Below are 16,031 nucleotides of genomic sequence, written 5' to 3' on the forward strand. Positions count from 1 at the left end.
GTATGAGTAACAACATAAAACTTTTACATAAGACCACAAAACGTGTAAGATTTTATTGTGATGAATTAAAAAGTAGTGATTTTAATAACTCCTCTTTAATTCAATATTTAGAGTCTATTGATGGAATCAATAGAGTAAGAATAAACAAAAAAATTGGTTCAATTGTTTTTGAACATGATGGAAAAGCTTTAAGTACAATAGAGGATTTATTAGCTAATCTAGATATAAATAGATACAAAGTTTGTGAAACTTTTTTAAGTAGTTGTTTCCCTTGCATAAAAGATGAAGAACCAAGCTTAAATGGTGTAATCAGAGCAGGTACAGCTTTGGGAACTGAGCGTTTTATCTCAAATGATACAGCTAAATTTTTAATAACACTTTTTGCCGCAAAACCACTTTTATTTGAAGGAACAAAGGAGCTTTTTACTGAAGGTCTAACTTCAAAGGTTTTAGAAGCAATGGCAGTTGGTGTAAGTTTGGCAAGAAAAGATTATTTAGCAGCAAATAGTACAAATACTATGCTTGAACTTGGTGAATATATTGAAGAAACAACTGTACATAAAAGTGATGATTTAATCAAAGAGTTAGCAAAACCAAATGTTACAAAAGCTTGGATTGAAGTTGAGGAAAAAGGAAAATTTACTCAAAAATTAGTTGATACGGCAACTATAAAAGTTGGCGATATTGTAATTGTTGGTGCTGGTGATACAATTGCAATTGATGGACATATTATTTCTGGAAATGCTTCTGTTAATCAAGTCTCAATGACAGGAGAGAGTGAACCTGTATCAAAACAAAGAGGTGATAGGGTTATCTCTGGAACGGTTGTAGAAGATGGAAGATTAAAAATCTGGGCTGAATATGTTGGAGAAGATACGGCAACAGCTAGAATAAAAAACTATATAGCTAGTTCTTTAAATGAGAAATCAGCAATTGGATTAAAAGCTACAAAATTAGCTGATAAATTAGTTCCTGTCACTTTAGGCCTTGCAGGTGTCTCTTATCTAATAAATAGAAATTTTGAGAGTGTGGCAGCAGTTTTACAAGCAGATTACTCTTGTGCACTTAAATTAGCTACTCCTGTTGCTTTTAAATCATCTATTTCAAAAGCTGGAAAAGATGGTGTAATGATTAAAGGTGCAAAATCTATTGAATCTTTAAGTAGCGCAGACACTTTTGTTTTTGATAAAACAGGAACACTAACTTATGGAGAGCTTGAAGTAGAGTCAATAACCTCTTTTGATGATAAATGGAAAGAGGATGATATTTTGAACTTAACTGCAAGTGCAGAAGAGCACTATTTTCATCCTGTAGCAGAAGCTGTTGTAAAAGCAGCAAGAGAGAAAGGTTTTGTTCATATGCACCATGAAGAGGTTGAGTTTATAGTTGCCCATGGTGTTAAAACTATAGTAAAAGACAAAGAGGTTGTAATAGGGAGCAGACACTTTTTAGAGGATGATGAAAAGATAGATTTCTCTAAATATGAAGATAAGATTGAAAAAGCTTTGTTAGATGGTAAAACAATGCTTTATGTTGGATATGATAAAGAGCTTCTTGGAACAATTGGTATGCGAGACAAAGTAAGAGAAAATGCCAAAGATACAATTAAAAGATTAAGAGACCTTGGTGTCAAAGAGATTGTAATGCTAACAGGAGATATCCAAGAGAAAGCTGATGTTTTAGCAAAAGAGCTTGGTGTTGATACAGTTTTTGCAAATATGAGACCAACAGATAAAGCTGAGATTGTAAATAAGTTAAAAGAAAAAGGTGCTAATGTTGCCTTTGTTGGGGACGGAATAAATGATGCTCCAGCACTTATGAGTGCTAATGTTGGTATTAGTATGAGTAAAGGTGCGGATATAGCAAAAGCAACAGCTGATATTGGGCTTTTAAAAGATGATTTGGATTCAGTTGCCCAAGTAAAAGAGTTGGCAAATAAGACAATGAAACTAATAAACTACAATTTTAATACAACAGTTGGAATAAACTCTATTATTCTAGCAGGTGCAACAATAGGATTGTTTAATCCTATCACAACAGCTGTTTTGCATAATGGAACTACCATAGGATTACTTATTAATTCTATGAAGGGCATAAGCTTAAAAAAATAGAGGTAATATGGAAAAGCAAGAGATAATTGAAAAAAAGAGTTTAAATCTATTAAAAGATATTGATTTAGATACAAAAAAAGAGATTGCTAAAATTGGTATGACAGCAACAATGGGAATTACTGTTGCAACTTCTATGTATATGAAAAATAAATTTATGAAAAGACTACATGTGGTTGCAGGGGTTGCCCTTGTAGGATTTTCATACTGGCATCACACTTTATATCAACCTGCAAAGAAAAAAGAGAGTAAAAAAGCATTGCCAGAGAAGATTAACTCTAAAGAGAGTGAAACAATTGTTGAAGAGAATCAAAATGTTGCAATATCTTTAAATAGCTTTTTTGCAGAGATGGCAATAACAGGAAAGTTGACCCACAATGAGTTCAAATCTTTTGAAGAGAAAATAGAGACTTTACTTTCAAGTTATGAAGTCCCTTCTATGAATATTTTAATAGATATTACAAAGTTAGAGGGAGTTGAGTTCAAAGTATTGTGGGATGATATTCTTTTTACTCTAAAACATATAAAAGAGATGAAAAAAGTTGCAATTGTTGGTAACAGTAAAGCTGAAGAGTACTCAACAAGTTTTGCAAATAGAGTATTCCCTTTCTCTTTAGAGTATTTTGAAGAGTATTCAAAAGCTAAAGAGTGGTTAAAAGCATAATATACTTTAGGGAATAAATCTTTTATTCCCCTTTTGTTAAGTTACTCAGCTATATCTGAACCACTAACAAATACTTGATGTCCCTCTCCCGCATCAAAAACTGCACTATAAGTTCCAGCTGGTTTTTTAAATGAGATTTCACTATCTTCGCTTATTTTTGCTTCAAATACTTTTTTATCATTTTGTAGAAGATAAAAATTTACTCCACTTGCACTACTTCCATCACTAAATCCAGCTTCACAAGTAATAGTGTCATCTCCATTGTCAAAACAATTCATAATAGCAGTATGGGCAAACATTGAACTAGCTAAAAGAGCTACACCTATAAAAATTTTTTTCATATTCTCTCCTTTTTTAAATTTATTTTTTATTTCGTTGAAATTTTTGGTTTTATTCCACCTTCCCAATTTATATTTTTATTAGGGAAAAGTGCCACTATAAGAGCAATAAAAACAATGGCAAAATAGAAATATGTCATTGCTTCAACTCCTGTGTAGTTATTATATGAACCAATTGAAAATACAATTGAGGATAAAACTATCCCAAGTGTAACTGGGAAAAATATTGCAAAAAGCATCCACTTATAACTATTTGTTTGCATTTTTACTACAATCATTGTAGCTATACAAGGTGGAGTTAAAAGCATAAAAATAATAATTGCAGCTGCATGTAAAGGTGTATATCCACTATTTAATGACATAGCTTCTTCTGCTCTCATGCTATCAGCTTTATTATTTTCATAAATTGAACCTAAAGTTGCAACAGCACTCTCTCTTGCTGCAAAAGAACTTAAGAAAGCTACATTTATTCTCCAATCAAAACCTGCATATTTTGTTATTGGCTCAATTGCTCGACCTGCCATTCCAAGAAGAGAGTTTTCAATTTTTTCATTTTTTATACTTCTTAAAACTCTTTTTCTATCTGTTGATAATTTTCTTAATGCTGCATTTATTTTTTTTGCTTCTGCATCCCTTAGAGGTTTTACAAATTTAAAAAATATGCTGTTTTTTTGAAGGAAATCTTCATCAACTTTTTTAGACTCTTCAGGTGATGAAAGAGTCATCTTTTTTGCTCTATAACTATCATAATAGTTTAGTAGTTGTGATACTTTTTGTTTTGAATCAACTTCACTATAGTAACTGCTACTTTGTGTTGCCCTATCAAATTTAGTTAATGCTACTTCAATATCATTTTCAAAATTTGCTTTTGAAGTTTCATCTATTCCTGGAAATTGCAATAGGGCAAAAAGAACTATGGCAACTGCTAATACAATTGTTACTACTTTTTTTATATATATCCAAACCCTTTGAACAGCTCTTATTACAACACCTTTTACTGTTGGAAGATGATATGGTGGCAACTCCATTAAAAAAGGAGCAGTTTCCCTTGTTTTTAAAATTGTAGAGGTTAGAAGTTTTGCCACAATTAATGCAACAAAAAGGGTAACTGTAGAGATAAAAAACATCATTATTGCCATCTGTGCTTTAAAAAAAGCACCAAGAAGTAGGGTATAAAAAGGCACTTTTGCAAGGCAGTTCATATAAGGAACTGAAAAGATTGTTGCCATTCTTGCTCTATCATCTGCTATTCCTTTTGTTGCCATAACTCCAGGAACTGCACAACCTCCAACCATTGCACCACCTAAAACCAAAGGTAGAGTTGATTGTCCGTGAAGTCCAAATCTTTTAAATACTTTATCAAGAATAAAAGCCATTCTTGGCATATATCCCACATCTTCCATTATTGCAATCAGCGCAAAGAGAATAAAAAATATTGGAATATAGTTCATTAAAGCATTTGCACTATTTACCATCCAAACACCCAAATCTGTTATCATAGGAACATCGATTAAATCTGCTTGGGGAAGAATATCAATAACAAAATTTTTAAAGCTTGCTAAAATCGGCCAAGTATAATCTGTAAGTTTATATCCCCATACAATTGAGATTTGATAAACCAAAAACATAAGTAAAATCAAAATAGGAAGGGCTAAAAATCTATTTAGGATGATTTTATCAACTTTATCTGTTAGAGTTTCGATTCCACTTTTTTTGTCTTCAATTGCATTATGGTAGATAATATCAGCAGAGTCATATCTAATAGAAGCTAAAAATGAAGGAAAATCTTTATCATACTTTTCATGGAAAATTTTAGACTCTTTTTCTATCTCTTCTTCAATCTTAGGATAATCTTTTTTTAAATACTCAATTATAGTTGTATCACCTTCAAGTAGTTTAATACAAAGCCATCTTTTATTAAGATGAAAAGTATTCTCTTGGATTTTCTTTTCAATTGAGTTTATGTGAGGTTCTAACTCTTCGTAATTGATTTTGAAATCTTCATAGCTTTTTTTATTTGTTGCTACATCAACAATACTTTTCATAATCTCTTTGCTTCCAACTCCCTTTGCTCCTGTTGCTTCAATAACGGGACAATTAAGCATTTCAGAGATTTTTTTTGAGTCTATCTCTATTTCTCTTCTTTTTGCCACATCCATCATATTTAATACAACTACAACTGGAATTCCAATTTCAAGTAACTGAAAAGTCAAATATAGATTTCTTTTTATATTCGAAGCATCAATAACATTTACAATAACTTCTGGAGTTTCATTTAATATAAACTCTTTTGCAACTCTCTCCTCAAGGGAATATGAACTAAAAGAGTAGGTTCCAGGAAGATCAACCATCTCAATTTTATAGTTTCCATATTTAAAAAATCCAGTTTTTTTATCAACTGTTACACCTGGATAGTTTGCAATATGTTGTTCTATCCCACTAACCATATTAAAAATTGTAGATTTACCACAATTTGGTTGTCCTGCAAGGGCAACTTTTATATTATTCATTTACAATCCTCAATCTCTACTAACATTGCTTCACTTTTTCTGACACTTAGATGATAGTTGTGTAGTTTTAACTGCATGGGATCATATAAAGGAGCCTCTCTTATCACTTCAATTTCAACACGGTTTACAAATCCCATATCTAAAAGTTTGTGTAGAAGTTTTCCTTTTGCATGGATTTTCTTAACCCTTGCTTTTTCACCTTTTTTTAGTAGGTTTAGTGTTTTTGTCTCATTTGTATTCATTCTAATCCTTAAAGATTTTTCATAAAAAATAGTTAAGGCTTTTTATAGTTTATATCCTTCTTTTTAATATAATGATATTTAGGAATTGGAACTATTTGAAGTATTATAGTTTTTAATCGAAATCTCTATTTTTTAATTTTCTTCTATTTTTTTGATGAACAATTTTTGCTTCCACAATTGCAACTACCACTTTTAAAAAGTTTTTTATAGATATAAAATAGTGCTAGTAGGGCAATTATTAATAAAATAAAATCTTCCATTTTTGTCCTTTGATAAATTATGATTTTAATAATAATTATTAATTAGTGTATTGTATTGGATAATCTCTTTAAAAAATCTTAAAAATTAGTGACTCATGGCGTGATAAAAATCTATATTTTAAAAAAAATATTTGATTTGAAAAGATTAATTTTTAGTAAAAATACTTTTCCAATATCATCTTTATGTATAATTCAAAGAATTATTCAATATAATAAAAAAACATATAATAGTAGGTTTATAAATGGCAAACAAATTTCTCCAACAAGTCTTGTCTTCGCATTTTATTAAATTTTCTCTAATCCCAATTTTGGTTGTGGAAGTTGCATTATTGATTCTATATTTTTCAATTAATGCTTTTATCTCATCAAAAAATACAGACTTACTTTTAAGTGAAGCACAATCACATGCAAAAGAGATTCTTCAAAATGAAGCTGAAATGATTGAAGATAAGTTAAACGAAGTCTCTATGTTGGCAAAACTTCTACAAAATGAACATGAAACACTATTTAAAAATTCAAATAATTTTTCTCTTCCAAATGGTGAACCAACTTTTGAAGTTGCACCCAATGGAGTATTTTATAAAACAAACAAAGTTGGATCAAGTCTATATTATTCTTCACAAACTAAAATGGATGAAAAGGCAAAAGACAAAGCCAGATTTACAGAGAGTATGGATACAACTTTTAAAAGTGTGACCCAGATAAACCCGATAATTGTTGCTGTTTATTTTAATAGTTGGGACAATATGAATAGACTCTACCCTTTTATTGATGAAGTTTATGAGCAGTATGGAAACCATATCCAAATGGAAGATTATAACTTTTACTATTTGGCTGATTTAAAACACAATCCTGAAAAAAAACCTGTGTGGACAGGTGCATATCTGGATCCAGCTGGAAATGGTTGGATGCTTTCATGTATTGTTCCAATATATAATAAAGAGTTTTTGGAAGGTGTTACAGGTCTTGATATAACAATAGATAGTTTTATAAAAAATATTTTAAATACAAAATTAGCATACAATGCAAATCTTTTTATGGTAAGTGACGATGGTATGATAATAGCAATGCCAGAAAAGATTGAAGCTTTACTTGGTTTAAAAGAGTTAAAAGAGCACCTTTATACAGATAAAATATTAAAAACAATTGAAAAACCAGAAGAGTTTAATATTCTTAAAAACAGTTCTCCTTTTGCGGAACATTTCAAAAAACTTATGAGAGAAAATATCTCTTCATCCTCTTTAGATATTGCAAATGCTGAGTATTTGACACTACAACAAACGGTAAAATCTACAAACTGGAAGTTAATGGTTTTAATAGATAAAAAAGAGATTTTTAGTTCAATTGAATATTTAAGAAATCTATCAAATCAGATTGGATATTTGGCAATTGGCTTCTTGCTTCTTTTTTATATTGTATTTTTCTATATGCTTTTAAAAAGAATCAATAAGTTTTCACATGTTATTACTGAACCTTTAATCAAACTCTCTAATCAAACTTCAGAGATTAAATCTACAGATTCAAAAATAGAATTTATCAAGACAGATATTAAAGAGATTTCCCAACTAAACCACAACTTTATTAGTATGATGAATGAACTAAATGAGAGTACTCAAAAACTTTATGAAGCAAAAGTTGAAGCAGAAGAATTATCAAAAGCAAAAGATGATTTTTTGGCAAATATGAGCCATGAGTTAAAAACTCCTTTAAACTCAATAAACGTTATTAGCGAACTAATGAAAAATAATAGCACTAAAAATTTAGATGAAAAACAGATAAAGAGTTTGGAAATTATAAACAAATGTGGTAAAGATTTATTATTTTTAATAAATGATGTTTTAGATTTATCAAAACTTGAAGCAGGACAGATAGAGCTTGATAACTCTAAGATAAATTTAAAAGAGCTAATGGGAAATATCTATGATATGTTTAGTACTCAAACAGAAGAGAAAAATATAGATTTTACTTATCATATAGATGAGAGTTTAGATTTTATATATAGTGATGAGACTAGAATTAAACAAATTATAAAAAATCTTCTCTCAAATGCCTTGAAATTTACTCCTAAAGGTAAAAAGATTTCTTTTGATATAAAAGATGATAATAAAAATATAAAAATAGTAGTTAAAGATGAAGGTATAGGAATAGCTTCTGATAAGTTAGAACATATTTTTGATAGATTTAAACAAGCAGATTCAAGTACAACAAGGAAATATGGTGGTACAGGTTTAGGTCTTGCTATTTGTAAAGATCTTATAAAACTTTTAAATGGTGAAATTAGTGTAAAAAGTGAGGTTGACAAAGGAAGTACCTTTGAAGCTGTAATTCCTAAAAATAGTGAAGAAAATAGTGAAGAAAATAGTTTAATAAAGAGTAATGAAAAAAATACTCAATCAAAAAAAGAGAAAATAATTCTTTATAATAGTGATCCAATAGGTTTTTTAAATATTGCCCAAGAGATTAAAAAATATTTTGATTTTAAATTGACTTCAAATCTAAATGAGATAGTAACAGAGTATAAAAATAGTAAAGTTAAAGCTAAAGTTATTATTGATGAAGAGAAATTAAGTGATGCACAGATATCTTTTGTTAATGAAAATATCCAAAAAGATGATTTGATTGTATTATGTGAAAACAGTGATGAAAATGGGGCTTTTGACAAAGTATATAAAAGAATTAAAAAACCTCTAAAAATTGAAGATTTATTGTAATCATAAAAAGATAAAATTAATTGTAGATGTGATAATCTTTCGAGATTTTATTTTTAGGATGTAAGATGGCAAAAGAGTTATTTATACTAAAAGATTTGTGTAAAGATTACGATAATAACACAATATTAAAGAGTATAAATTTAGATATTTATGAAGGAGAATTTCTTACACTTTTAGGTCCAAGTGGTTGTGGAAAAACTACTATTTTAAGACTTTTAGCTGGTTTTGAAGAGCCAAGCAGTGGAGAGATTATTTTAAATGGAAAAAATATAAACTCCCTTCCTCCTGAACAAAGAGCCATAAATACAGTATTTCAAAGTTATGCACTTTTCCCTCATATGAGTGTTTTTGATAATGTTGCTTTTGGATTAAAGATGAAAAAAATTCCAAAAGAGCAGATAAAAAAAGAGGTTGAGACAGCTCTATTGATGGTAAAACTCTCAAAATTTATGAATAAAAAACCCCATGAATTAAGTGGAGGACAACAACAAAGGGTAGCAATTGCAAGAGCTGTTGTAAATAAACCTTTGATTTTACTTCTTGATGAGTCTTTAAGTGCTTTAGATTATAAGCTTAGAAAAGCGATGCAAATTGAACTTAAAATGCTTCAAAGACAGCTTGGTATCACCTTTTTATTTGTTACCCATGACCAAGAAGAAGCATTATCAATGTCTGATAGAATTGTTGTTATGAATAAAGGTAAAATTGAACAAATAGGGACACCAAAAGAGATATATGAGGAGCCAAAAAATCTCTTTGTTGCACAATTTATTGGACAAGCAAATTGTTTTGAATCAAAAGTTTTGCAAGAGAGTGATAACAGTGTTTCTTTGGCTTATGGTGATAAAACTTTTAGCCTTAAATCAAAAAAATCATTTAAAACAGAATATTGCACTATTTTAATAAGACCAGAAGATTTTAGAGTTGAAAAAAATCTTGAAGATGTAAAGAGTAATAACTTTTTTATAGGAGAGTTAGAGAATATTATCTACAAAGGAACTACTATTGATCTTTTAGTTAAATTAGAAGATGGTAAAGAGGTTATTGCAAGTGAGTTTTACAACGAGGATAGTGATGCTTTAGGTTATGAAGTTGGAATTAAACTATTCTTGTATTGGGTAGAGGGTTGGGAGGTTTTATTGCCTCATGAATAGACTCTCATTGTTTGCTAAACTCTCAATCTCTTTGGTTGTTTTTTGGTTAATACTTTTTGCACTTTTCCCTAATCTTCTTGTAATAGGAATTAGTTTTTTAACAAAAAGCGAAAGTGATTTTTTTACCTTTGCTTTTTCAACTGAGAGTTATACAAAACTTTTAAATCCAGTCTATTTGTCTGTATTTTTAGACTCTTTATATTTGGCTTTTATTACAACAGTTATGACTTTGATTTTAGCTTATCCTTTTGCATATATAATAGCAACTGTTCCAAAAAAGTATAAGTTTTTACTACTACTTCTTGTAATAATTCCTTTTTGGACAAGTTCATTAGTTAGAACCTATGCTTTAATTGCAATACTAAAAACAAAAGGTCTTTTAAACGCTTTTTTACTTAGCCTTGGACTTATAAATGAACCCTTACAGATAATGTACACAGAAGTTGCAGTTTTTATTGGTATGGTATATACTCTTTTACCTTTTATGATACTTCCACTTTATGTTTCAATAGAAAAAATAGATTTTAAACTTGTAGAAGCAGCAAAAGATTTGGGAGCTTCAAAACTAAATATTTTTAAAACAATTATTATTCCTCTTTCACTTCCTGGAATTATAGCAGGAAGTACTTTGGTCTTTTTACCAGCACTTGGAATGTTCTTTATTCCTGATATTTTAGGTGGTGCAAAAGAGCTTATAGTTGGAAGTTTTATCAGAAATCAATTTTTACTATTTAGGGATTGGCCGTTTGGTTCAGCAGCATCAGTTATTTTGCTTATTATTATGTTTATAATGTTGGCATTTTTAGCAAAATCACAAAAAATAGAGTCTTCAAGGGATAAAGCATGAGAAAATTTTATGCAAGTTTTATCTATACTCTTTTATATTTGCCAATAGCAGTACTTATTGTTTACTCTTTTAATGCTTCAAAATATACAATAGGATGGAAAGGTTTCTCATTTATGTGGTATGAGAAATTATTGGAACACGGCTCTTTACTTGATGCTGCTTGGCACTCAGTTAGTGTAGCTTTTTCATCGGCTGTTTTAGCAACAACTTTGGGAACTTTGGGAGCTTTGGCTCTTTTTAGATATGACTTTTTTGGGAAAAAGATTTTTAATACTTTAGTTTACGTTCTTATAATGTCCCCTGAGATTGTAATGGGTATCTCTTTACTTATGCTTTTTGTTTTTATTTCTCTTCCTTTGGGATTTACTACTTTGCTTATTGCTCATATTACTTTTTGTATGCCTTTTGTAATTGTTACAGTTTTAGCAAGATTAAATGGTTTTGACAAAAATATAATAGAGGCTGCCAAAGATTTGGGAGCTAGTGAATTTAAAACTTTTGTTAATATTATTTTGCCAAATATTATTCCTGCTATTGTTGCGGGATTTTTGCTTAGTTTAACTCTATCATTTGATGATGTGATTATAAGCTTTTTTGTAACAGGTCCTGATTATGAAATTTTACCTTTGAAAATATATTCTATGGTAAAACTTGGTGTTAAACCTGAGATAAATGCCTTGTGTACAATCATGTTTGTTTTCACATTAGTTATGGTATTATTTTCGCAATTTTTAATTAAGGAGAAGAAGTGAAAACTCTTTTTATTTGTGCTGCCTTAGTACTCTCTTTATTTGCAAAAGAGAAAGTACTCTATGTTTATAACTGGTCAGAATATATGCCTGATTCTGTATTGCAAGATTTTACAAAAGAGACAGGTATTGAAGTTAAGTATTCAACTTATGATTCAAATGAAGCTATGTATGCAAAAGTGAAGACTACTGGTACCTCAAGCTATGATATTCTTGTTCCTTCTACATATTTTGTAAATAAAATGAGTAGAGAAGGGTTGCTTGCAAAAATTGATAAAACAAAAATTCCAAACTATAAAAATCTTGATAGTAAGCTCTTATCAAAACCTTTTGATCCAAATAATGAGTACTCAATTCCATATTTATGGGGAAGTACAGGGATTAGCTACAATGCCTCTTTAGTAAAAGGTAAAGTTGATTCTTGGGCAGATTTATGGAATCCAACTTATAAAAACAGTGTACTTTTAAATGATGATATGAGAGAAGTTTTTGGAATGGCTCTTAAAATTTTAGGATACTCTGCAAACTCAACAAATCCAAAAGAGATTGAAAAGGCTTATGTAAAACTAAAAGAACTTTTACCAAATGTAAAGATGTTCTACTCTGAATCTCAAAAACAAGTTTACTTAAATGAAGAAGTAAAACTTGGAATGAACTTTAATGGTGAAGGGTTTATGGCAAATGAAGAGAATCCAGAGATTAAATATATCTATCCAAAAGAGGGTGCTTTGGTTTGGATTGACTCTTTAGTTATTCCTAAAGGTGCAAAAAATATTGATAATGCACACATTTTTATAAACTACCTTTTAAAACCTGAGGTTTCAAAAGTTATTAGTGAAGAGATTGGTTATGCTTCTCCAAATGCTAAAACAGTTGAACTTTTGGAAGATACAGTTAGAAATAATAGAATGATATATCCAATCGATGAAGATTTAAAAAATAGTGAATTCCAAACTGATGTTGGTAAAGCTCTTCCTGTATATGAAAAATATTGGGAAATGTTAAAAACAAATTAAAAAATAGATAGTATCTTCATTTTTTGAAGATACTATTTAAAGATATGCTCCCAAAGTCCCATTACAATCTCAACTCCAATTAGAATAATAATAATCCACTCCAAAAAAGATGAGTATCTATGGTTTTGCTCATTACTTAACATATCAAGAAGCTCTTGAATAATCTCAACCTTTTTATTTAAAACCTCTATTCTAGATTTAATATCCAAATATCTTGAAATTTTGTCATAGTAGTGTTCATATTGTGGATATTCCCAGAAAAATTCAGGTGTATCAAGCAAATCATAGTGAAGATTTACTCTACTTTTTACTAAAAATAGTTTACCTATTTTTTTTGCGGTCTCTTTTTTGTTTAGGTTGATTTTCCCATATTGAGCTAATTGAGTAGGAATTTTAGAGTTTTTATCTATTGTTGACTCAATCTTTTCTTCAAACTCTATTAGTTTTATATTTTGAGCTAAAGAGGTAGATACTGCAATCTTTGCAAAAATAGAGTCATCTCCTAAAATAACTTGGTCAAAATTAATATTAAATTGATCTTTTATCTCGTAGCTAAATTGTTCAACAATAGGTTGTTTAAACGGCTCTAAACAAAAATCTCCAAGAAAGTCTTGGAAAAATTTTGTATTTTCAAAATTTACACTCCAACAAACATATACTCCATACTGAAAAAGAATTATTGTTTGTTCTTTATCTATATTTACAACCAAAATATCTTTGTGAAGAGTTGTTTTATATCTTTGTGAAACTTGTTCAAAAGTCTCCGTTTTGAAGCGGCTACAAATGGCATAACTGATTAGATTTTTATCCATAGGATTTTCCTAGTTTGGTATAATTGAAATAATTATACCAAAACTACGGTTTCAGCTTGTAATCATAAAAAACTAGATTTTTATATCTCTTGTTTTTTTATAGAATAAAGTTCCAAAAATCTCATAATTACAGCTGAAAGATATGGAATACTTTGAATAAATATTGTTGCAGCAAAGACATAGATCTCTACAATTCTTGTATTGTTTGTAAAAATTAGTGCAAAAAATGAGATTAAAAGTAGAAGACAAAGTGTAGTCTCATATTTTATTGGGTTATCACTTTTTTTCTTAGCTTTCCCTCCACCTTTATCTGTTCTTTTAAAAGGTAGCCCATCTTTTACAAAACCATCCCAAACTGCTTTGAAGATAATTAATTGCAAACTCATAGAAGCAATTGAGCTTAAAAAAGTCTCAAGTATACTAGCTTTTACTCTGATTCTATAGAGAATAAAAGTGTGTAATATATTTACTAAAAAAGCAGTAATAATTGGAACTGTAAGTGGAATAGTTGGTATTGTAACTCCAACAAAAATAATTACAGGAACCCAAATAAGGTTCATTATTGTCATAACAGGCCCAATAGCATCACTTAACCAAAAAATCCAACCTGTTATAAACTTTTTCTTTTGGTTAGGAGTCAGTTTTTTTGCACTTGGTTTAAACTCTCTGTAGTGTTTTTTTAGAATTTGTATTGCTCCATAAGCCCATCTGTGTCTTTGGGTTTTAAAAGCTTCAAAAGTATCAGGAAGAAGTCCATAACCATATCTTTTATTTGTATAATGCGCTATATATCCTGCTTCAAACAGTCTAAGTCCTAACTCACTATCTTCAACTATTGTATCTGTTCCCCAGCCTCCAACTTCCATCATTGAACTAAGTCTTACCATAACCATTGTTCCATGAACAACTATTGCATTCTCTTCATTTCTTTCGACCATTCCAATATCAAAGAAACCTGCATATTCTGCATTCATAGCAGTTTTAATTATAGATTCATCCCCATCTCTATGATCTTGCGGTGCTTGTACAATTGCAACTTTTGGATCATCAAATAGTGGAACTAAATCAAGTAGCCATGTTGGTTCTACAACATAATCTGCATCAATTACAGCAACAATTTCAGCTTCTTTATTTGTTTGTTCTAAGGCTCTGTTTAGAGCTCCTGCTTTAAAACCTGTACAAGTTATATTCATAAATATAAATTTCTCTCCCAACTCAACACATAGCTTTTCTATTGGTTTCCAATAAAACTCTTCAGGGGTATTATTGATAATAACTAAAACTTCATAGTTTGGATACTCTAGTTTTGAAAGAGCTTGTAAAGTCTGTGCTAAAGCTGTTGGTTGCTCTTTATATGCTGGTACATGAATAGATACAAATGGAGCAGTTTCTAGTTTTTGGTTAAGAGAAGGTACTCTTGTTGGCGGTGTCCCAATTGATGATTTAAAGAGTTCATTTGCTTTTGCCAAAGTCATAATAACAAGTGGAAACATTAGAAGAGTTCCAATTGTCCACATTCCCCATACTCCAAGGTTCATATAATTTGTAAAAGGATAAGTAAAGTCCATAACTAAACCAAAAGCCATACCTTGAGCTACTATTGAATAAGCTAATGCATGATTAAAGTTTAATTTTCTATTTCTAAGACTAAAAATTGTTAAGAGTGCTCCAATTATAATTGAGGCAATCATTTGATAGAACCAAAATTGATTTAGTTCAATGTCTCCAATTAGATTAAACTTTAGATCTCTATTTGCATCAAAAATTCCCCAATATTGCCCAACATTTCCTTCCAATGCCCCTTTCCAAGGTTGATCAAAGGCTTCAATTATATTGTAAGACCAACTGTTATTTTTAGCAAGATTTATAAACTCTCTAATTGCAGTTGCTTGGTTTTTTAGATTTGGTACAGAGTTTACGTTGTTGTATCCATTACTTGGCCAACCAATCTCACCAATAAATATTTTTTTATCAGGGTATAGATTGTGAATTGCATTATATTTATCTAAAACATAACTATTAAATTGTTTAATAGTTATTTTATCCCAGTAGGGCAAAATGTGCACGGTAATAAAATCAACATGTTTGATTAAATCTTTATTTTTTTCCCATATATCCCATGTTTCTGCTGTTGAAATAGGCTTGTCTGTAAACTCTTTTAGATAATCAATATAGGCATAAAGTTCAGCCTCTTTTAAATCAGATCTTAATAGAACCTCATTCCCTACTATTACATTTTCAATTCTATCAGGGTACTTTTTTAGGAGCATTAAAGCTCTTTGTAACTCTAAATCATTTTGTTTATAATCGCCACTTAACCAAATACCTAAGTCCATAGGTAATATTTTATGAGCTGTTGCATCTAAAATTAGCTCTGCTTCTATTGATGAGTAGGTTCTTATTTTTCTTGTAATGGGTGCTAATACATCTAAGTCTCTCTCTATTTGTTTGTGAGACAAAGTTTTTTTATCATAACCATAATATGGAGTATATGATAGAGATTCAACTCTATTTGAAGGAGATTCAATTAATGAAACTAAATTATTATGTGTAATCCAAAAAAATACTTGAATTAATCCTGCAATGATAATACTAGATATAATATATCTCAAATAGATTC

Annotated in this window: 13 protein-coding genes; 7 read left to right on the forward strand and 6 right to left on the reverse strand. The window is 29.7% G+C overall.

What is annotated here, in order from left to right; translation table 11 throughout:
- The first annotated feature begins 2 nt into the window (after positions 1–2).
- A complete protein-coding gene (locus tag AEBR_RS03960) occupies positions 3–2,111 on the forward strand; it encodes a heavy metal translocating P-type ATPase (RefSeq protein ID WP_129087501.1) in 2,109 nt (702 codons plus the stop codon).
- A 7-nt stretch (positions 2,112–2,118) separates the two neighbouring features.
- Positions 2,119–2,772, forward strand: a complete 654-nt coding sequence (locus AEBR_RS03965) for a SpoIIAA family protein (RefSeq protein ID WP_129087502.1) — start codon at positions 2,119–2,121, stop codon at positions 2,770–2,772.
- Positions 2,773–2,813: 41 nt separating this feature from the next.
- Here the strand turns inward: AEBR_RS03965 and AEBR_RS03970 are convergent, their stop codons facing one another.
- From AEBR_RS03970 to AEBR_RS03985, 4 genes are all read right to left on the reverse strand, one after another.
- Positions 2,814–3,113 carry a hypothetical protein gene (locus AEBR_RS03970; RefSeq protein ID WP_129087503.1) on the reverse strand — a complete coding sequence of 100 codons (300 nt, stop codon included), beginning with the start codon at positions 3,111–3,113 and terminating at the stop codon, positions 2,814–2,816.
- Positions 3,114–3,139: 26 nt separating this feature from the next.
- Entirely contained in the window at positions 3,140–5,620 is a 2,481-nt protein-coding gene (feoB, locus tag AEBR_RS03975) for a ferrous iron transport protein B (protein ID WP_129087504.1), read from the reverse strand.
- On the reverse strand, positions 5,617–5,862 hold the full coding sequence (locus tag AEBR_RS03980; RefSeq protein ID WP_128981595.1) for a FeoA family protein: 246 nt from the start codon (positions 5,860–5,862) through the stop codon (positions 5,617–5,619). The genes feoB and AEBR_RS03980 overlap by 4 nt, the downstream gene beginning before the upstream one ends.
- 143 nt (positions 5,863–6,005) lie before the next feature.
- Positions 6,006–6,122 (reverse strand): FeoB-associated Cys-rich membrane protein, encoded by a 117-nt coding sequence (locus AEBR_RS03985; RefSeq protein ID WP_128981597.1) that lies wholly within the window; start codon positions 6,120–6,122, stop codon positions 6,006–6,008.
- A 242-nt stretch (positions 6,123–6,364) separates the two neighbouring features.
- Here AEBR_RS03985 and AEBR_RS03990 point away from each other — a divergent pair, with 242 nt between their 5' ends.
- From AEBR_RS03990 to AEBR_RS04010, 5 genes are all read left to right on the forward strand, one after another.
- Positions 6,365–8,833: a sensor histidine kinase gene (locus tag AEBR_RS03990; protein ID WP_129087505.1), complete on the forward strand. Its 2,469-nt coding sequence runs from the start codon at positions 6,365–6,367 to the stop codon at positions 8,831–8,833.
- 65 nt (positions 8,834–8,898) lie between these two features.
- Positions 8,899–9,987: a spermidine/putrescine ABC transporter ATP-binding protein PotA gene (potA, locus tag AEBR_RS03995; RefSeq protein ID WP_129087506.1), complete on the forward strand. Its 1,089-nt coding sequence runs from the start codon at positions 8,899–8,901 to the stop codon at positions 9,985–9,987.
- Positions 9,980–10,834: a spermidine/putrescine ABC transporter permease PotB gene (gene potB / locus AEBR_RS04000; protein ID WP_129087507.1), complete on the forward strand. Its 855-nt coding sequence runs from the start codon at positions 9,980–9,982 to the stop codon at positions 10,832–10,834. The genes potA and potB overlap by 8 nt, the downstream gene beginning before the upstream one ends.
- Positions 10,831–11,586, forward strand: a complete 756-nt coding sequence (potC, locus tag AEBR_RS04005) for a spermidine/putrescine ABC transporter permease PotC (RefSeq protein WP_129087508.1) — start codon at positions 10,831–10,833, stop codon at positions 11,584–11,586. The genes potB and potC overlap by 4 nt, the downstream gene beginning before the upstream one ends.
- The gene (locus AEBR_RS04010; protein WP_129087509.1) at positions 11,583–12,599 is read left to right on the forward strand and encodes an ABC transporter substrate-binding protein; all 1,017 of its coding nucleotides are present in this window, start codon (positions 11,583–11,585) and stop codon (positions 12,597–12,599) included. The genes potC and AEBR_RS04010 overlap by 4 nt, the downstream gene beginning before the upstream one ends.
- 32 nt (positions 12,600–12,631) lie before the next feature.
- Here AEBR_RS04010 and AEBR_RS04015 read toward each other — a convergent pair whose 3' ends face one another.
- Together AEBR_RS04015 and AEBR_RS04020 are read right to left on the reverse strand one after the other, a co-directional pair.
- Positions 12,632–13,411, reverse strand: a complete 780-nt coding sequence (locus AEBR_RS04015) for an RMD1 family protein (RefSeq protein ID WP_129087510.1) — start codon at positions 13,409–13,411, stop codon at positions 12,632–12,634.
- A gap of 80 nt (positions 13,412–13,491) precedes the next feature.
- A complete protein-coding gene (locus AEBR_RS04020) occupies positions 13,492–16,023 on the reverse strand; it encodes a glycosyltransferase family 2 protein (protein WP_129087511.1) in 2,532 nt (843 codons plus the stop codon).
- Positions 16,024–16,031 lie beyond the last annotated feature (8 nt).

The organism is Halarcobacter ebronensis (genome assembly GCF_013201825.1).
GTDB lineage: Bacteria > Campylobacterota > Campylobacteria > Campylobacterales > Arcobacteraceae > Halarcobacter > Halarcobacter ebronensis.

Bases quoted from the DNA above. Each gene is read 5' to 3' on its own strand.
- AEBR_RS03990 (WP_129087505.1), top strand. From the start codon at position 6,365: ATGGCAAACAAATTTCTCCAACAAGTCTTGTCTTCGCATTTTATTAAA.
- AEBR_RS03980 (WP_128981595.1), bottom strand. From the start codon at position 5,862: ATGAATACAAATGAGACAAAAACACTAAACCTACTAAAAAAAGGTGAA.
- potC (WP_129087508.1), top strand. From the start codon at position 10,831: ATGAGAAAATTTTATGCAAGTTTTATCTATACTCTTTTATATTTGCCA.
- feoB (WP_129087504.1), bottom strand. From the start codon at position 5,620: ATGAATAATATAAAAGTTGCCCTTGCAGGACAACCAAATTGTGGTAAA.
- AEBR_RS03965 (WP_129087502.1), top strand. From the start codon at position 2,119: ATGGAAAAGCAAGAGATAATTGAAAAAAAGAGTTTAAATCTATTAAAA.
- potA (WP_129087506.1), top strand. From the start codon at position 8,899: ATGGCAAAAGAGTTATTTATACTAAAAGATTTGTGTAAAGATTACGAT.
- AEBR_RS03970 (WP_129087503.1), bottom strand. From the start codon at position 3,113: ATGAAAAAAATTTTTATAGGTGTAGCTCTTTTAGCTAGTTCAATGTTT.
- AEBR_RS03985 (WP_128981597.1), bottom strand. From the start codon at position 6,122: ATGGAAGATTTTATTTTATTAATAATTGCCCTACTAGCACTATTTTAT.
- potB (WP_129087507.1), top strand. From the start codon at position 9,980: ATGAATAGACTCTCATTGTTTGCTAAACTCTCAATCTCTTTGGTTGTT.
- AEBR_RS04015 (WP_129087510.1), bottom strand. From the start codon at position 13,411: ATGGATAAAAATCTAATCAGTTATGCCATTTGTAGCCGCTTCAAAACG.
- AEBR_RS03960 (WP_129087501.1), top strand. From the start codon at position 3: ATGAGTAACAACATAAAACTTTTACATAAGACCACAAAACGTGTAAGA.